This is a genomic window from Mizugakiibacter sediminis, from assembly GCF_000953855.2.
Classification (GTDB): Bacteria; Pseudomonadota; Gammaproteobacteria; order Xanthomonadales; family Rhodanobacteraceae; genus Mizugakiibacter; species Mizugakiibacter sediminis.
In genome coordinates this window covers 32,855-49,356 of the sequence record NZ_DF970238.1, presented here as the reverse complement: position 1 = coordinate 49,356, position 16,502 = coordinate 32,855, and the positions used below count along the sequence as shown (strand labels likewise).

The following is a 16,502-nucleotide window of genomic DNA, read 5'->3' as shown; positions in this document are numbered from 1 at the left end:
GAGAAATCGCCATGTGGTACCTCGTCGTCATCGTGGTGGCGGCGCTGGTTTCGGTCGCGCTCGCGCCGAAACCGCCCGAACCCAAACCGGCGTCCCTGTCTGACGTCGATGCCCCCACCGCAGAAGAAGGCCGACCGATTCCCGTCGTGTTCGGCACCGTGCTGCTGCGTGGCTCCAACGTCGTCTGGTATGGCGATCTCGAAGCCGATCCGATCAAGAAGAAAGGTGGCAAGAAATGACCACTCAGACCGTCATCACCATCGATCACGTGCGCGCCGTGGGCCTGTGCGTGAACGGCACGCGCACTTGGTTTGCGCGTCACGATCTGGATTTCCGGGCCTTCCTGCGCGATGGCTGTGATGCCGACACCTTGCTGGCCACTGGCGATGCAATGGCACAACGTGTGGTCGATCACGCCCGCAATCGATCCAGCCAGCGGGAGCAAGGCTGATGGGTGGCAGCAGCAAGAAGCAAACCGTCGGCTACCGCTATCGGATGGGGCTGCATCTGGCCCTGTGCCAAGGCCCGGTCGATGCCGTGCAGGAAATCCAGATGGGCGACCGTACCGCGTGGGGTGATGCCGACCGTGCGCCGCTGTCCAGCGGGCATGGGCTGACCAGCCTCTCGATCAACAAGCCCACTCTGTTTGGCGGCGACGAGCGCGAAGGCGGCGTGGTCGGCACCATCGATGTGCTTTCTGGTCATGCCGGGCAAGGACGCAACGACTATCTGATGAGTCGCCTCGGGAGTTCCATTCCGGCATTTCGGGGCGTGCTGTCCTTGGTGGCACGCAAGATCCTGTTCGCAGCCAACAACCCCTACATCAAACCGTGGGCAGTGCGCGTCCGGCGCTTCACGGCGGGTTGGTTCGATACGCCGTGGATGGAGTGGAACGCCGAGGTGCGGGTCTGGGATGACGACGAAGGCCGTGAGGTCAGCGTAGGCATGAACCCGGCCCACATCCTGGTGCAGTGCCTCACCGATCCTCACTGGGGCATGGGCTATCCGCAGAGCACCATCGGCTGGAGCTTCTGGAACGCGGCATGGGCTTTGTCGAGTGAGGGCTTCGGCCTCAATCTGATCTGGACACGGCAGCAGCCCATCGAGAGCTTCATCGGCCAGGTCATCGACCACATTGGCGGCATCCTCTACACCGACCCGGAGCAAGGCACGTTTGAGCTCAAGCTGCTGCGCGACGACTATTGGATCGACAGCCTGCCACAGTTGGGGCCTGACGAAATTGTGCGGCTGGAACGCTTCGAGCGTGCCCAGTGGGGCGAGCTGCCCAACGAACTGACCGTGGTCTACACCGACTGGCAAACCGGCGGTGATGCCACCGTCACGGTCGAGAACCTGGCCGCCATCCAGTTGCAAGGCGGCGTGATCAATCAGCGCCGCGACTACCCGGGTGTGAACTACGGGCCGCTGGCCGCGCGGCTGGCCTTGCGTGACCTGCGCGCCTTGGGTTCGCCCCTGGCCCGGATGAGTCTGACGGTAGCGCGCGACACGCTGGAGCGTGCGCCGCTGCCGGGCGACGTGTTCCTGCTGAACTGGCCACGCTTAGGGCTAGACCAGATGGTCGTGCGCGTCACCGGCATCGACACCGGCACCTTGGGCGCGGCCGAGTGGCGCATCGAAGCGATGGAAGATGTGTTCGGGATGAGCAACACCGTGCTGTCGCCCCCGCCACCGCACGTCGAGGAGCCGACCATTGAGCCTTTGCCGCCTGCCTTGGTGCTGGCCGTCGAGGTGCCGTATTGGGAGCTGGCCCGGCGTTTGTCGCGCGCAGATCTGGCCTACCTGACCGACACGGACACCTATCTCTGTGCGCTGGCCGCCGCCGGTGGCACCGGGCAGTTGAATTGGCAACTGGCCACCGGTGCTACGAGCGGCGATCTCGCTGCCGTGGTGGGCGAAGACTACGCACCACTGCTGACGCTCGATGTAGCCTTGCCTGCCAGCGAGGTCGATGCCATCGGTGTGCCGGTGACGGCCATCAGCCAGCCGGAAAGGCTGACCGTGGGTGACTACGCCTATCTGGTCGATGGCAGCGGTGAGATCCGTGAAGCCGTCGCTGTCCTGGACTTCGATACCGCTGCGGCCACGGTTGACCTCGCACGCGGCGTGCTCGACACCACACCCCAAGCACATGCCTCGGGGACTCGTTTGATCGGTGTCGGCGAATGGCTGGCATCCGAAGGTGCGGAGCGCGCTCCAGGCGAATCGGTGTTCGTGGGCGCGATTCCTCGCACGTCGACCGATCAGGGCGATCCTGTGTTGGCTGCCAATGGGCAGCCGATGGTGCTGGCCGGTCGGCAGGCTTTGCCGTATCCACCCGGTCGTATCCGCCTCAATGGCCAGACCGAGCCTGCCGTGGTGGCCGGTGACCTCACCGTCGCGTGGGCGCATCGCGACCGCACGCAGCAGACCGCCTATCTCGTGCAGCAAGACGAAGGCGACATCGGGCCGGAACTGGGTGTGACCTACACGCTACGCATCCGCAATCGCAATGGCGTGCTGGCGCACACCGAAACGGGACTGCTCGGCACCACCTTTATCTGGACGGCAGCAGTGGCCGCGCTGGATGCCGCTGCGCTGGGCGACCGCATCACGGTGGAGATCAGTGCCGAGCGCGATGGTTTGAGTAGCTGGCAGCCGCAGGTGCGGGTCATGGATCGTGCGGGCTACGGCCTGCGCTGGGGACAGTATTGGGGAGGTGTGTGATGGAGCCGCGCATCGATGTTCATCTGCTCACCCTGAACGAGCCTGCCGAATGGCGGGAGGCCTGCATCGCCAGCCTCGAGGACGGACCGATCCAGTTGCACGTTCTACCCGGCATCCCGGGTCGCATTGGCGAGGCTCGCGCAGCAGGTTATGCGCAAGGCACGCTGCCGTTGGTGTCCTTCGTCGATCCCGACGATTTGTACGAAGCGAGTGCCTTCACCCAACTGGCCGATGCGCTGGATGCTTGCCCGCAGGCCGTGATGGCCTACACCGACGAAGCGCTGACCGACGAAAACGGCCAGGACATCGCGGTGCGGCGTCTGGCCTACAGCCGTTGGCAGCACGCCAACAGCGCCAGCCACGTTCACGGCCTGATCGTGATGCGCCGATCTGCCGTGGAAGCCGTGCTCAAGGAAACCACCGACCTCAACAACTTCGCCGACTGGCTGCTGACCCTGCTCGTAGCCAAGCGCGGCGGCGTGCTGTACCTGCCCATCGTTGGGCGTCATTGGCGACAACACCCGCAGCAAAGCCATCGCATCGGCGACCCGGAAGCTGTCCGGCGAATACGTCAAACCATCGGCCACGCATCGAATCTCTGGAGATAGACCATGTCATCAACCGATCCGAACCTTGGACTCAATTACGGCTGGACGCTCGGCGAGAGCGGCTGGGACACCGGCATGGACGCCAATCTCAAGCGCCTCGGCGCAGTGGTTGGCCTGTCCGTGAAAGACCGCGACCTGACCACGCCACCGGCCAGCCCCGCCAACGGCGACCGCTACCTCATTCCTGCCGCCGCCACGGGCGTTTGGGCAGGCAAAACCAACCAGATCGCCGTGCGAATTGCCGATGCCTGGGAGTACCACACGCCCAACATCGGCTGGCTTTGCTACATCGAGGACGAGGCAGTGCTCTCGGCCTACAAAGCCACCGGCTGGAGTCCCGGCATCGCCATCTGAATCTCCATCCCTTCGCAACCACATGAACCCGCCCACGAGGCGGGTTCGTCGTATTTGGAGACGCCCATGACTGAACCGACCCAAGCCCCCGCCTTCGTCGAGAACACGCTACTCCTGCGCCGCGAGGACTTCGACGAACTGCTCGACCGTGCCGCCGAACGCGGGGCCGAGCGCGTGCTCGCCCACCTCGGCCTGGAAAACGGCCACGCCGCGCGCGACATCCGCGAACTGCGCGATCTGCTCGAAGCCTGGCGCGATGCCCGCAAGACCGCCTGGCAGACCACCATCAAGGTGGCGACCACCGGCATCCTGGCGCTGCTGTTGGTCGGCGCCGCCATCAAGCTCAAGCTGATGGGAGGTGGCCAATGATCGAGACCCTGCTTGGCGGCCTCCTCGGCGGGGCCTTCCGCTTGGCGCCCGAAGTGCTGAAGTGGATCGACCGCAAGGGCGAGCGCAGCCATGAACTCGCCATGCAGGACAAGGCCTTGGAGTTCGAAAAGCTGCGCGGCGCCCAGCGCATGGCCGAGATCGGCGCCGGGGCCGACGCAGCATGGAACACCGGAGCCATCGAGGCCTTGCGCGAGGCGGTTGCGGCGCAGGGGCGGCCCTCGGGCGTGAAGTGGGCCGATGCGCTGTCCAGCAGCGTCCGTCCGGTGATCACCTACTGGTTCATGGCGCTGTACTGCGCGGCCAAGACTGCCGCCTTCGTGGGTGCCATCGAGGCCGGGGCGGACTGGATCCCCGCCATCCAGGCGGCCTGGACCGAGGCCGACCAGGCCCTGTGGGCCGGGGTGCTGAACTTCTGGTTCCTCGGGCGCGTGTTCGACCGGGTGCGGCCGTGATCGCGGTCCCGCAGGCGGCCATCGATCTGGCCAAACGCTTCGAGGGCTTTCACCGCGTACCGAAGAACGATCCCGGCCGCGCGCATCCTTACGTCTGCCCAGCCGGCTACTGGACAGTCGGCTACGGTCACCTCTGCGATCCGGATCATCCGCCGATCACGGAGGTCGAGGCGGAGCGCTACCTGGCAGAAGACCTCAGGATCGCGCTGGCTGCGACGTTGCGCTACTGCCCTGTGCTGGCGACCGAGCCGGAAGGGCGGCTCGCGGCCATCGTGGACTTCACCTTCAACCTCGGCGCCGGGCGGCTGCAGACCTCGACGCTGCGGCGGCGGGTCAATCAACGGGATTGGATCGCAGCAGCAACGGAACTGCGCCGATGGATCTACGGCGGCGGAAAGGTACTCCCGGGCTTGGTAGCGCGCCGAGCTGCCGAAGTCACCTGGCTGCTCGGCAACACCTGATGCAAGGCAGGTCAGACGCGCTTGGCTTTTCGCCGGAACAGCGCGTTCATGTCATCCCATCGATCCCGGAGCGATTCTATGAACCCCCGATTCAGGAAAGCCATCATCGACGACGTCACCGCAGCGAACATCGACGACAAGCTGCAGAGCAGCCTGCTCGAATTCTTTGAGTATGCCATGAAGTCAGTCGCGCCCACGCTGGTGAGAGAGGCACGATTCGACACCACCGACTTCGCCACGTCTCGTCAACGCGGATGCGAGGGCTTCGCCATGCTCATCAGCCGCGCCCGCGCCGATTCGAGAGACTCCTGGTTCGGCGCGCTCCAGCGTGGCGACCAGCGGCTCGACGTGGTCGGGCACCTCGAGTAGCGCGGTCAGACAGCCGCCGTGGGCAGATCCCAGTCCGCCGCGCGCGCCTCGCCGGTCTGGTAGAACTGCTTGACGAGCTTTACGAAGCCGAGGAAGTCCTTGTTCTCGGTCGCCAGACGATTGGCCATGTCCCAATCGATCTCGTCCCGCTCGCGCGCCGGAATCAACACCTGGCTGTCGACCGGGTTCTCGGTGTCCAACTTGATCAGACCGATGCCGTGCGCCGCGAAAAGCATGCGCAGCTCCTTGAGCGTGTCTTGGCCCTCGATCTCCGCCGCGACCAGGTAGCCGAAGTTGGCCCATGATGAGTTGGAAACAGCCTGGAAAAAGCACTCGCGCGCGTTTGACCGGTTGATCAGCAGCTTGGCTTCGAAGGACCACAGTCGGGTTCGCTTGTCGGAGTACTGATTGACGCAGTCGCGCACCTCCTGATGCCACTCGGCGCCCAGGTCCTCCATGCCCACCACATCGGGGTAGAGCCAGCGGTTGCCGTTGGGGCCGCGCTTATTCGACGACTTCTTCTCGTCGATGCGCTTGGAGAAGACCCGGAACTCCTCCCACAGGTACTGCGACAGCATTGGATACAGCGCGTGCTCGCCGAGCTTGCCTGCCGCCGCATCGGCAGCGGGCGCCTCAGCTTGTCCTGCCTCAGCCGCTGCCACCTCGGCGCTGTCGGACTTCTCGGAGTAGTAGTACTTGCGCGGGCGTCCCTCAGTGGTCTTCAACTCGGGGTAACGCCTCTGTAGTGCAGGCCGTTGCGAACTGATCTCTGCCACCAGTTGTTGCACCAGGCCGGCGTCGTCGGTAATGAATTTGCTGCTGGCCTTCTTGGCTTGGCACTCGTCCGGGTAGGTCGCGAACACCCACTCGGCGATCTGCCGTGCGGTGAATTTCTCGCCCGCACGTTCCTTCAGGAAACTGAGCAGCGCCTTGCTGAGGTTGAGCTTTTCCTGCATATCGCCTCCGGGTATGGTTCAGGCCTGAGCGCCCGATTGAGGCGGAACCGACGGCTTCTGTCCTGGGCGGTAGGTCGAATCGAACACCATGTCCGCCAGCCAGCGCTTGAAATTCGGGTTGTCGCTGAACTGCTTGAAGAGCTCTGTATGGTCGTCGAGCAGCTCCAGCACCACGCGGTTGAGCGCCTTGTCGTGCTCCAGCCTCGCGTTCTGCTTGCCCGAATTGGCCTGCGCGTTCTGGTAAGCCTTGTCCTGCGCCACGCGCGCCGGAATCTCTTCGGTGACGACCTTGCGAATCTTGTCGGCGTCATGCCACTCGATGTTGCCGAACAGGTCATTGAACTGCTTGATGATGTTCGACAGCCTGTCCAGCTCTGGCTCGCCGCCACCTCCACCACCTCCCGGCGGTGGGGGTTCGACGAATGCGTCCGCATCGTCCATTGCCATCCGCATCGAAGCCTGGGCCTGAGCGCGGTAGCTGTCCATGTCGATGGCTTCCAGCACGCCCTTGGACAGATCCTCCTCCTTGGGCGCAGGCAGCTTCGGAATCAGGAAGTTGAGGAAGATCGACAGCTTCTCCCATGCCGGATGCCCATAGGGCAGGATGGCCGCGAGAAAGCCGTAGCTGCGGACGAAGGCTTTCGCCTTGCCCTTGAATTTCACCTGGTCGTCCTCAGCGAGCTTTTCGACGTATTCCGCGACGCAGGCATCGAGGATTGGGTCGAGCTGATCCCGCTCAGCTCCGCCAAGGTACTGCGCGACGAGGTCTTCGACCTGCTGCCAGCTGTAGACCTGCTGTGCGTCCAGATCGCTCTTCAGGTCGTGGAGCTTGTTCGGATCGGTCTCACCTTCCTGGATCGTGGCACGGTAGTACTCTTGGAACGCCGCCTTGACGGCCTCCGCGTTGTCGGCGAAGTCGAGCACGAACGTGTCCGCCTTCTGCGGATGCGCGCGGTTCAGTCGCGAGAGTGTCTGCACGGCCAGGACGCCCGCCAGCGGCTTGTCCACGTACATCGTGTGCAACAGCGGCTCGTCGAAGCCCGTGACGAACTTGTTCGCGACGATCAGGAATCGATACGGGTCTTGCCTGAGCTTGGCCGGAATGTCCTTGCTCGGGAATCCGTTGAGATCGGCCTCGGTCTTCTTTGACCCGCCGATCTCAAACTCGCCGGAGTACGCCACGATGGCCTTGTACGGGCTCTTGATCTCGGTGAGGTAGTCCGAAACCTCGCGGAAGTAGTCGATGGCCCGGGCGATGCCGTTGCAGACGATCATCGCCCGCGCTTTGCCGCCGATCTTCTTGGCGCCGATCACCTGCTCGACAAAATGATCGACCATGATCTCCGCCTTGCGACGGATCGCCTTGTCGTGGGACTCCACGTAGCGCCGGATCTTCTTGAGCGCCTTGGCCTTGTCCACCTCCGGGTCGTGCTCGACGATCTTGGCGACGTGATAAAAGCTCGCCACCGGGGTGTAGTTGGCGATCACGTCGAGGATGAAACCCTCCTGAATCGCCTGCTTGGTGGTGTACGTCAGCTCTTCGGGCGAACGGAACTGCACCGTGTCGCCAACCACTTGGCGCTCGCCGAACAGCTCCAGGGTCTTGGTCTTGGGCGTGGCCGTGAAGGCGTAGTAGCTGGCATTGGCCAGCATCTTGCGAGACTCGATCAAGGCGTTGACCTTGTCCTCGACCGATTCCTCCTCTTCCTCCTCGCCGCCCTCAGCATTGTGTCCGGACAGCGCCAGATGCATCTTGGCCGTCGTCTTGCCGCCCTGGCTGGAGTGGGCCTCGTCGATCAGCAGCGCGAACTTCTTGTCGCCGAGGTCCTCCAGCTCGTCCAGGATGAACGGAAACTTCTGCACCGTGGTGACGATGATTTTCTTGCCGCGGCGCAGGAAGGTGCGCAGCTCCTCGGCGCTTTCCGAATGGCCGTAGATCGAAGCCACGTGGTCGTAGGACTTGATCGTGCGGGCAATCTGCGTGTCCAGCGCTCGCCGATCGGTGATGACGATGACGGAGTCGAACTGCGCCCGCCCCGCATCCGTTTTCAGCTCGACCAACTGGTGCGCCAGCCAGGCAATCGTGTTGCTCTTGCCGCTGCCGGCTGAGTGCTGAATCAGGTAGCGCTTGCCGACACCATCCACACGGCTGCGGCGCAGCAAGGCGCGCACCGTGCGCAGTTGGTGGTATCGGGGGAAGATCTGCTTGCGCGTCTTGCGCTTGCGGCCGCTGGCGTCTTGCTCTTCCTCCTCCACCACCTGAGCGAAGTTCTCGATGATGTTGGCCAGCGACTCCTTTGCCAACACCTGCTTCCAGAGGTAGTCGGTCTTCAGGCCATGAGGGTTCGGTGGATTGCCGGCGCCGCTGTTCCAACCCTGGTTGAACGGCAGGAACCAGGAGGTCTTGCCAGTCAGGTGCGTGCAGAAGCGCACCTCGGCATCGTCCACTGCCATGTGGGCAATGCAGCGGCCGAGCTGAAACAGCAGCTCACCCGGGTTGCGGTCGGTCTGGTACTGCACCACAGCGTCCGCAACAGTCTGTTTGGTCAGCGAGTTCTTCAGCTCGAAGGTGAGCACCGGCAAGCCGTTGATGAAGATCACCATGTCCAGCGCGCGCTGGGACTCGTCGTTGCTGTAGCGCACCTGCCGGGTGACGCTGAAAATGTTCTTGCCGAAGGACTCGGCCGCGGCGGCGTTGCCTGGGGTGGGCAACAGCTTGTAGAGGTCCACGTGGACCGGCCCGTGGCTGACCCCTTTGCGCAGCACGTCCACCACGCCGCGCTTGGAAATTTCGCCCTGCAACCTGTGCAGGAACTGGGTGCGCTGAATGCCTTCGGCGTCCAGGTTCAGCGTCTCGACCACCTTCGGCTGAGTCGCCCGCAGAAAGGCGAGCAACTGGACCACGTCCAGCGCCAGGTCGCGGTTGTAGTCCGACGCCCGCCCCAACACATAGCCGCCGGGGGCATAAATGCCGGTCGGTTCTTGTGCGGAACCGGAAGAAACTGGAGGATGCTCGCTGATGCCAGCGAGATGCCGCACGATCAGGGCTTCGAGGCCTTTTTCGCTGGTGTCCGTGGCAATCATTGCCCAGCTCCTGTGTCGTCAGTGCGCACGGACAGTCGTGCGCGGTATGCAGCTTCTTTTCGCAACCAAAAGCTTGCGGTGCTGCCAATGACCCGCGCCAAACCGGAGGCCGTCTCTTCGGTGATACGGGCTTCGCCGTTGATGATCTGGCTGATATGCGTTTCAGCACAGCCCATGCGGCGGGCCAGCTCAGCGCACGACCAGCCGCGCTCCACCAGCACATCGGCAATGGTGTCGCCTGGCGGAGACACCCAATCGGGCGCAAACGGTGCCCCGGTCTCGATGCCACTCATGCGGCCAACTCCTCGACCACGGTTTCTCGCTGGCTCCAAAGCACTGGGCGCACGTCGTAATTGCGCAAAGCATCCAGAATGTCTCCGGAAACGCTCTGCTCCGAATCATTGAGCAACGCAATCGCGCGTGACTCCGCGGGCCGCGTTTCTTTCGTGTCGATCCACGAGAAAGCGATCGCCTGAGCAGCATCGCGCCGGGGGCGGTTGATGGCCTGCAACACCCTTTCCGGCTGGCGGCGGGATTTCGGGATCACGAAGTCGAAGCGGTGATCAAAGCCCGACTTGCCCGAAAACTTGACATTCGTCGTATAGCGCACATCGTGCAGGTCCAGCCAGGCCACCACATCCTCGTAGAACAAGCTCGCCACGAGTGGCACGGCGAGATAGAACATATCCCCCACCGCCAGCATGGCCTGCACCAGATTGTGCTTGCGCAAGGCAAAGTTCTCCGGCGTCGCGTGCACTTCAATCCGATCTCCGGACAACTGCACACCAAAGCCGTTGAGCGTTTGCCGCAGCAGCGCCTGCCGCTTGGGAGAATCCAGCTTGCAGCCGCTGTCGCGCAGGTCTTCCAGCGTGTAGCCGTCGTCGGTCAGCAGCACGCCGCCGTCATCCCGGCGCGCATAGATCTGGATGTAGTCGTTGTGGCGGTCGAGATACGGCGTGGTGATCTCCACCCAATCGTTGATCTGCTTGAGGACGGTCTTGTCCTTCAGCCAAGCGTGATAGGCGTCCACCAGGCCTTGAATGTCAGCGATCATGTGAACAACCCTCGCTCGATGATGGGCGGCTCGACGATGTTGCAGTAAGCCATGAAGTCCTCCAGCGTCCGCCACAGATCGGCCACATCACGGAACCGCTCGGCTGGCACCGGGTAGGCCCATCGGTGGCCGTAGCCTTCACGGTAAAGATGCAAATGCGGCGCCGGAACTTCCGTGTCATCCGGGTTTCGATGCGGCGCGCCGCCCAGGTCCAGACGCGCCAGCACCACGACCTGACGGGCGCGGCTCTGAAACTTCACCTTGGCCAGATTGATACGTGCACGGTGCAGGTCCAGCAGAAAGTGCTCGCGATGGTCATGAGAGCGCAGAGGAATGGAAAGGCTTTGCCCGCCCATCGGAAAGTCGTAGCGCTCCTCGTCGCTGCGGTGTTTGGCCATCGCAAGCAAGGCGTCCGCCTCGGCCTGGGTCAAGTGCATGTCGGCCATGACGCAGTCTCCTCGTGCAAATCTTCTTCTCCGGTATTTTCCTCCTCACCCCCCAGTGCGGCCAGTTCCACATCGCTCGCCACGTCATCCGGCCCTGGCCGCCAGCCGCGCACGTCGATCTGGCCGGTCACCACATCGGCAATCAGGCGGTCGCGGTACTCGCGGATCAGCTTGATTTCCTCTTCGGCGCGGGCGATGGCACCGTCCAGCGGCTGGCACTCGTCGGTGATCCAGCGGCAGATGGTTTGCTGTTCTTCGATGGGTGGCAACGCGATGACTGCGTTCTTCACATCGTGCTTGCTGAGTGCAAAGCGCGTGACGCCGGTGGCTAAAACGTGAAACTGTTGCGCAGTACGCGCTGATCCAATAGCACGAAACAGGAACTCGCCCAACACACGTTCCGGTATGGGGCGCAGCAGGCCAAGGTGATAGGCGCAAACCACACCGGGTAAATCCTCCGGCACCCATGCGGGTACGCCAATGTCGTCCGGGGTTTCCGAATCCTTGGTCAAAATGACATCACCCGCTTTCAGCGTCAGGCGGGCGATTTCCGCAGCCGTCGCTGTGGCGCGCATCAGGTCCATATCTTCGGTGATGCGGTCGTTCTTGTAGACATCGGTGTAGTTGCACAGGCGCACGGGCATTTCATCGTTGTGCGAGTGCTTATCGACGCCGCTGAAGCGCACGTCCGCGATGTGCTTAATGAGAGCGACCTCCCAATGCTCCGGCACCTCGCCCAGCCATTCGATGCCGGTGGGTTTGAGGCGGACGTTGGGGTCAAGCCCGCGCGTGACGGCGTGGTCGATGATGCGCAGCTTCTGTTCGGTCAGCAGTTTGATGAGCTCGCGCTTGGCCTTGATGAAGCGGGCGATGTGCGCGTCCTGCGCGCGCAGGTAGGCGACGATCTGGTCTTGCTCGGCGCGCGGGGGCACCAGGGACGGCATTTGCTTGAACGACTCCCAATAGAGCCGATTGCGGTCCGCCACGATGCCACGCGAGAATTTGTTGACCTCGCGCATGTAGGCGCTGGTCCGGAACAGGTAGCTGAAGTACGCCGAGTTGGCTTCCGGGTACGGCTTGACCACCACGTAGGCCGGGCTGACCAGCCCATCCACCGGGGCCACGCCAACCGCGCCTTGCCACATGCGCATCATGTTGTAGGCGATGTCGCCCTTGGCTGCGCGCTTGTACTTTTCCTTCTGGCTCATGACCTGCTTGCGTTTCAGGTTCTCCATGTCCCTGACCCGAACGCCGGTGCGCAGCGATACCTCCAGGATAGGTAAGTCGGGGAAGCCAGTCTCCACGCGGTGGCTAAAGAGCCGGCCATTGCGCAGCACTTGCCAGCCTTCAGGTATCTTTGGAGCCCAGGGAAGGCCTGAGTCTCGGTAGCTCGGATAAGCGCTCGCCTGGTCACCCGCCTCAGCAGGGCGAACCGGCGTGGCGCAGTCGGCTTCCCCCTCTACTTTCAACGCATCGGGTTTCGATAGCTGCCCACTCATTTGCGGGGTCAAGGTTGCTGATGCAGGGACGGCCGCCGTTTGAACGCTCGGCAGGTCATCACCAAATAGCCCAGGCTGCGGCGTTGCCAGGGCGACGGCCTCTTTCAAGGTCCAGACCTCAATCGGGCGGCCGAGCAACTGAAAGTCTGGAACATCAGGCAACTCAACACGCAGGAAGGCATCACGGCCGTGTTCTTTCACCTGCTCGCGCAGTTCCATCAGCAGCCGACCGAGCACGTTCATGCCCACCAGCGTGCTGCCATCGCCAACGGCCTTGGCGCCCCAGAAGTCGTCCTTTCGAGACTCCTCCACAATCGGTCGGTCACCGGTCCGGAGCAGTAGCTCGCTGAACGCACTCCAGTTGTTGGCAAGCTTCATCCGCAGACACCAGCGCATGATGCGGACGCGGACGTGATCCCAATCCCGACGCGAGTCCTTGCGGTAAGGCTTGCTCCGCATCTTGGCCGTCATCGGGCTGTTCTCGCTGATGATCATGCGCTGCACGTCGGGCAGGTGCGGAAACCGGCAAGCTTGGTACAGCGCCTCGGACGTAAGGATGCGAATGCCATTCACACGAATGGGGTAGCCCCCGGCCATGTTCGAGAGGCCGCCAAACGGCTCGTCGGTCTTCAGGAAGACGACGCTTTCGGCGCGGCTGTAGGTGCGGACTTGATCTCGGCTGCTCATCAAAGCCCGCCCCCAGTCAAGTCCGCGAACATCCTTCGCACAGCCGTCTGCGTGTTCGTGGTTCGGGGGAACAGCGGGTACCACGGCGCGTCCACCCAGAACGCCAGCGGCGCATTGTTGGGACAGTTGCGGTAGGTCACGATGAGCGAGCCGAAGCCCAGCGTTTCCAGCGTCATGTGCCCTAGCGGGCGCTGCGTGTCGCCGAGGTTCGGGCACATCTGCCGAATGCGGACGCCGGCTTTCAGGAACTCCTGCTCCAGCAGAATCTTGGCCGCGTCGCTGGAGAACAAGCCGGCATTGCCAGGGCTGCCGGGTGCGCGCAGCGTCGGCTGGTACTTCATACCCGCCACGTAATCCCGCACTGCTTGGTCGTCCGGGATCGCCGTGGGGCGCAGCACGTCTGCAGACGCGCTGTAGGCCCGGCGATCCTCCAGCTCGATGGCACGCCACCAGGTGATGTCGACCTTCTTGCCAGCCGCTTTCACGGCTGTCTGAATCCTGCCGTTCGCGTAGTACTGCCCGCCGCTGTGCAGCGCGATGCAGATCACATGCACCGTTGCCTGCGCAGGAGCCAGGTCGCGCACCCAACCTTCCAGATCGCGCCTCACCCGATTGCCGGTGAAGATGCCGTCATCAAGGTAGATAAAGACATCGTTGCCCTGGCCGCAATCTTCGATGCCGATGCCGAATTCCTCTCGGAGCACCTCCGAGAACAAGGCGAGCATGTCGGTCTGACTGGCACCGCCGCCCTGGATGTCCAGGAAGTTTGCGGACCGCCAGAACTCCTTGGGGTTTGGGCCCGTGAGCTTGGCCGTGAGGATTGCCCCACGGAGGAACTCCGACACCTTCTCTTTCGAGAAATAGGTGTTCTTCAGGACATGATCCACCTCGCGCAGGATCGGAAGCTGCACGCCGACATCGAACTGCTGCACCCAGCGGTCGACATGGTCGGTGATCGGCTTTGGTAGTGATCCGTCGCGGTAGTCCTGAATCGTCTGCGCGATGGCCGTCAGCAGGGTTTGGCGCTCACTCATGCCGGCACCCCTCCAATGATCTTTTGCAACAGTCCTTCGGTCTGCTGTTCCAGTTTGAGGATGTCTGCGCGAATCTCCTCCAGCGAGCGCAGCGGCGCGGGCTTGTAGAAGTAGCGGGCAAAGGAGATCTCGTAGCCGATCTTGGTGGCCTCGCGCGCAACCCAGGCGTCCGGCGCGTGGGGCAGCACCTCACGCCGGAAGAAGGCATCGATGCCGCCGGGCTCTTTCAGCGGCACCTGCTCGGTATCGCGCAAGTCGGTGTCTGGCTCGTACTCGACCAGGAAGCGGTCTTTGCCCGCCACCTCGAGGTACACGCCGTCGAGCCCCGGCTCGAAGGGCTCGTCCTTTTTCAGCTTGGTGCGCTTGGCAATCACCGGTGGCGCCGTTTCGTCACGCCAGCTCACGGCCTTGAAGATGGCCTTCTTTTCGGCGGCGGCGAGCTTCTTGCCGTGCTTGGCCATGACCGCCTCGAAGCGGGCGCGGAACTCGTTGTGGTCGTCGAACACGCCGTCGCCGAGCTCTTGCTGCGCGAGCAGCGCCAGCTCGATCAGGGTCTTGTCGCGTTGCCAGGTGGCGAAATCGAGCAGTTTCTTGCGGCGCTTCTCGGGCACCGCCTTCTTCGCGGGCGTACCCTCGTCCTCATCGCCTTCCGCATCGTCGTTCTCTTCCCCGGTATCGCCCTTCAGCCACGCCTCGATCTCGGGCTTGAGCTTGGGGAACTCGGCGTAGAGCCTGTCGCCGTACTTGGCCCAGATCTCGGCGCGCAGGGCCTCATCGCCGCTGGCGAAGCGCAGGCTCTCAATGGCGCTGCGCTTGAGCTGGCTTTTGAGCCGCAGCGGGCGTTCGACGGTGATCTTCCAGTAGCCAAAGTCGGTGGTGTCGAACCATTTGCACTGCGGCGTGTCCTGCGGTGGCCCGAGGTAGAGATCGACGATGCGCTGGATGTCGGCCTCGGACAATTCGCAGTTTTTCTTGCCAAGGTTACGGCGCAGCGGCTGAAACCACTGGCTGGCGTCGATCAATTGCACCTTGCCCTTGCGGTGCTCGGGCTTGCGGTTGGCGAGCACCCAGACGTAGGTGGCGATGCCGGTGTTGTAGAAGATGTTGAGCGGCAGCGCGATGATGGCTTCCAGCCAGTCGTTTTCCAGTATCCAGCGCCGGATGTTGCTCTCACCCTGGCCGGCATCGCCCGTGAACAGGGCCGAGCCGTTGTGAACGATGGCGATGCGGCTGCCCAGCGGCGAGTGCCGCTTCATCTTTTGCAGCTTGTTCACCAGGAACATGAGCTGCCCGTCGCTCGTGCGGGTGATGAGCTTGAACTCCGGATCACCGCCGTGGCTGACGATGAAGCGCGGGTCGTTGAAACCCTGCTTGCCGCCCATGCGCTCGAAATCGGTCTTCCAGCTCTTGCCGTAGGGCGGGTTGGAGATCATGAAGTCGAACTCGCGGGAACGGAACTGATCGGCCGATAGGGTCGATTTGTCGGCACCGCCGACGATGTGCTCCGCCTCGTCGCCTTCGCCCTTGAGCAGCAGGTCGGCCTTGCAGATGGCGTAGGTCTCGGGGTTGATCTCCTGGCCGAACAGGTGGATGGAGACCTCCTTGCCGTGTTCCTCGGCCAGCTCCCGCAAGGTCTCCTCGGCAACGGTCAACATGCCCCCCGTGCCGCAGGCGCCGTCGTAGAGCAGGTAGGTGCCGGACTGGATCTGATCGGCCACCGGCAAGAACATCAGCTTGGCCATCAGTTTGACGACATCGCGCGGCGTGAAGTGCTCACCGGCCTCTTCGTTGTTTTCCTCGTTGAAGCGGCGGATCAGCTCTTCGAACACGGTGCCCATGCCGTGGTTGTCCAGCGCGGGCAGCTTGATGCGGCCGTCGGCGTCCTTGACCGGTAGCGGCGACAGGTTGATCTCGGGGTCGAGAAAGTCTTCGATCAAGTAGCCCAGAACATGCGCATCCACCAGCGTCTGAATCTGGTCGCGGAACTTGAACTTGGTGAGGATCTCCTGGACGTTCGGTGAGAAGCCATCGAGGTAGGCAATGAAGTCCTCCCGCAGGCGCTGGCCCTGGCTGCTGGCCTTGAGCGTGGCGAGCGTGAACTCGGAGACGTTGTAGAACGCCTGCCCTGCAGCCATCCGCAGGGCTCCGTCCTGCTCGGCGACGTTGTTCTTGTCGAGGAAGCGCTTGCGCTCCAGCACCTTCTGCTTGGTCTCCTCCAGCACGGCGTCAAGACGCCGAAGCACGGTAAAGGGCAGGATGACGTCGCGATACTTGCCGCGCACATAAACATCGCGCAGTCGGTTGTCCGCGATGTTCCAGATGAAGTCGGAGATCCACTTGATCTGGCTTTGGTCTTGTTGTTGCTTCTTCTGCATCGATACGTT

Annotated in this window: 17 protein-coding genes; 9 read left to right on the top strand and 8 right to left on the bottom strand. The window is 63.1% G+C overall.

Annotated features, from left to right (window positions below; all coding sequences use genetic code 11):
- Window positions 1-11: 11 nt before the first annotated feature.
- From MBSD_RS11485 to MBSD_RS11445, 9 genes are all read left to right on the top strand, one after another.
- Window positions 12-239, top strand: coding sequence for a hypothetical protein (locus tag MBSD_RS11485; RefSeq protein WP_009521704.1), 228 nt, complete (start codon window positions 12-14; stop codon window positions 237-239).
- The gene (locus MBSD_RS11480; protein ID WP_187300666.1) at window positions 236-451 is read left to right on the top strand and encodes a hypothetical protein; all 216 of its coding nucleotides are present in this window, start codon (window positions 236-238) and stop codon (window positions 449-451) included. The genes MBSD_RS11485 and MBSD_RS11480 overlap by 4 nt, the downstream gene beginning before the upstream one ends.
- Complete coding sequence (locus MBSD_RS11475) at window positions 451-2,724, top strand: phage tail protein (protein WP_062537452.1); 2,274 nt, start codon at window positions 451-453, stop codon at window positions 2,722-2,724. Before MBSD_RS11480 ends, MBSD_RS11475 begins: the two co-directional genes overlap by 1 nt.
- A complete protein-coding gene (locus MBSD_RS11470) occupies window positions 2,724-3,332 on the top strand; it encodes a glycosyltransferase family 2 protein (RefSeq protein ID WP_062537451.1) in 609 nt (202 codons plus the stop codon). The genes MBSD_RS11475 and MBSD_RS11470 overlap by 1 nt, the downstream gene beginning before the upstream one ends.
- Before the next feature lie 3 nt (window positions 3,333-3,335).
- Complete coding sequence (locus MBSD_RS11465) at window positions 3,336-3,686, top strand: DUF2793 domain-containing protein (protein ID WP_062537450.1); 351 nt, start codon at window positions 3,336-3,338, stop codon at window positions 3,684-3,686.
- 66 nt (window positions 3,687-3,752) lie between these two features.
- Window positions 3,753-4,055 carry a DUF6127 family protein gene (locus tag MBSD_RS11460; protein WP_062537449.1) on the top strand — a complete coding sequence of 101 codons (303 nt, stop codon included), beginning with the start codon at window positions 3,753-3,755 and terminating at the stop codon, window positions 4,053-4,055.
- Window positions 4,052-4,528, top strand: coding sequence for a hypothetical protein (locus MBSD_RS11455; protein WP_062537448.1), 477 nt, complete (start codon window positions 4,052-4,054; stop codon window positions 4,526-4,528). The genes MBSD_RS11460 and MBSD_RS11455 overlap by 4 nt, the downstream gene beginning before the upstream one ends.
- Entirely contained in the window at window positions 4,525-4,989 is a 465-nt protein-coding gene (locus MBSD_RS11450; RefSeq protein ID WP_062537447.1) for a lysozyme, read from the top strand. Before MBSD_RS11455 ends, MBSD_RS11450 begins: the two co-directional genes overlap by 4 nt.
- 78 nt (window positions 4,990-5,067) lie before the next feature.
- Window positions 5,068-5,358, top strand: coding sequence for a hypothetical protein (locus MBSD_RS11445; RefSeq protein ID WP_062537446.1), 291 nt, complete (start codon window positions 5,068-5,070; stop codon window positions 5,356-5,358).
- Between the two features lie 5 nt (window positions 5,359-5,363).
- Here MBSD_RS11445 and MBSD_RS11440 read toward each other — a convergent pair whose 3' ends face one another.
- The 8 genes from MBSD_RS11440 to MBSD_RS11400 are packed head-to-tail and all read right to left on the bottom strand — an operon-like array spanning window position 5,364 to window position 16,493.
- On the bottom strand, window positions 5,364-6,314 hold the full coding sequence (locus tag MBSD_RS11440) for a COG2958 family protein (protein ID WP_062537445.1): 951 nt from the start codon (window positions 6,312-6,314) through the stop codon (window positions 5,364-5,366).
- Window positions 6,315-6,332: 18 nt separating this feature from the next.
- Window positions 6,333-9,398 (bottom strand): type I restriction endonuclease subunit R, encoded by a 3,066-nt coding sequence (locus tag MBSD_RS11435; RefSeq protein ID WP_062537444.1) that lies wholly within the window; start codon window positions 9,396-9,398, stop codon window positions 6,333-6,335.
- A complete protein-coding gene (locus MBSD_RS11430; protein ID WP_082306637.1) occupies window positions 9,395-9,691 on the bottom strand; it encodes a HigA family addiction module antitoxin in 297 nt (98 codons plus the stop codon). The genes MBSD_RS11435 and MBSD_RS11430 overlap by 4 nt, the downstream gene beginning before the upstream one ends.
- Entirely contained in the window at window positions 9,688-10,452 is a 765-nt protein-coding gene (locus MBSD_RS11425; protein ID WP_062537443.1) for a DUF1829 domain-containing protein, read from the bottom strand. Before MBSD_RS11425 ends, MBSD_RS11430 begins: the two co-directional genes overlap by 4 nt.
- Window positions 10,449-10,898, bottom strand: coding sequence for a DUF6978 family protein (locus tag MBSD_RS11420; protein WP_062537442.1), 450 nt, complete (start codon window positions 10,896-10,898; stop codon window positions 10,449-10,451). The genes MBSD_RS11425 and MBSD_RS11420 overlap by 4 nt, the downstream gene beginning before the upstream one ends.
- A complete protein-coding gene (locus MBSD_RS15805; RefSeq protein WP_237071796.1) occupies window positions 10,880-13,084 on the bottom strand; it encodes an NADAR family anti-phage protein in 2,205 nt (734 codons plus the stop codon). The genes MBSD_RS11420 and MBSD_RS15805 overlap by 19 nt, the downstream gene beginning before the upstream one ends.
- Window positions 13,084-14,118 carry a phosphoribosyltransferase-like anti-phage protein gene (locus MBSD_RS11405; RefSeq protein ID WP_062537441.1) on the bottom strand — a complete coding sequence of 345 codons (1,035 nt, stop codon included), beginning with the start codon at window positions 14,116-14,118 and terminating at the stop codon, window positions 13,084-13,086. The genes MBSD_RS15805 and MBSD_RS11405 overlap by 1 nt, the downstream gene beginning before the upstream one ends.
- A complete protein-coding gene (locus tag MBSD_RS11400) occupies window positions 14,115-16,493 on the bottom strand; it encodes a type I restriction-modification system subunit M (RefSeq protein WP_062537440.1) in 2,379 nt (792 codons plus the stop codon). Before MBSD_RS11400 ends, MBSD_RS11405 begins: the two co-directional genes overlap by 4 nt.
- Window positions 16,494-16,502: the final 9 nt, after the last annotated feature.

Coding starts and splice junctions, on each gene's coding strand:
- MBSD_RS11400 (WP_062537440.1), bottom strand. CDS start 16,493: ATGCAGAAGAAGCAACAACAAGACCAAAGCCAGATCAAGTGGATCTCC.
- MBSD_RS11475 (WP_062537452.1), top strand. CDS start 451: ATGGGTGGCAGCAGCAAGAAGCAAACCGTCGGCTACCGCTATCGGATG.
- MBSD_RS11435 (WP_062537444.1), bottom strand. CDS start 9,398: ATGATTGCCACGGACACCAGCGAAAAAGGCCTCGAAGCCCTGATCGTG.
- MBSD_RS15805 (WP_237071796.1), bottom strand. CDS start 13,084: ATGAGCAGCCGAGATCAAGTCCGCACCTACAGCCGCGCCGAAAGCGTC.
- MBSD_RS11465 (WP_062537450.1), top strand. CDS start 3,336: ATGTCATCAACCGATCCGAACCTTGGACTCAATTACGGCTGGACGCTC.
- MBSD_RS11455 (WP_062537448.1), top strand. CDS start 4,052: ATGATCGAGACCCTGCTTGGCGGCCTCCTCGGCGGGGCCTTCCGCTTG.
- MBSD_RS11445 (WP_062537446.1), top strand. CDS start 5,068: ATGAACCCCCGATTCAGGAAAGCCATCATCGACGACGTCACCGCAGCG.
- MBSD_RS11430 (WP_082306637.1), bottom strand. CDS start 9,691: ATGAGTGGCATCGAGACCGGGGCACCGTTTGCGCCCGATTGGGTGTCT.
- MBSD_RS11420 (WP_062537442.1), bottom strand. CDS start 10,898: ATGGCCGACATGCACTTGACCCAGGCCGAGGCGGACGCCTTGCTTGCG.
- MBSD_RS11440 (WP_062537445.1), bottom strand. CDS start 6,314: ATGCAGGAAAAGCTCAACCTCAGCAAGGCGCTGCTCAGTTTCCTGAAG.
- MBSD_RS11460 (WP_062537449.1), top strand. CDS start 3,753: ATGACTGAACCGACCCAAGCCCCCGCCTTCGTCGAGAACACGCTACTC.
- MBSD_RS11480 (WP_187300666.1), top strand. CDS start 236: ATGACCACTCAGACCGTCATCACCATCGATCACGTGCGCGCCGTGGGC.
- MBSD_RS11425 (WP_062537443.1), bottom strand. CDS start 10,452: ATGATCGCTGACATTCAAGGCCTGGTGGACGCCTATCACGCTTGGCTG.
- MBSD_RS11485 (WP_009521704.1), top strand. CDS start 12: ATGTGGTACCTCGTCGTCATCGTGGTGGCGGCGCTGGTTTCGGTCGCG.
- MBSD_RS11405 (WP_062537441.1), bottom strand. CDS start 14,118: ATGAGTGAGCGCCAAACCCTGCTGACGGCCATCGCGCAGACGATTCAG.
- MBSD_RS11470 (WP_062537451.1), top strand. CDS start 2,724: ATGGAGCCGCGCATCGATGTTCATCTGCTCACCCTGAACGAGCCTGCC.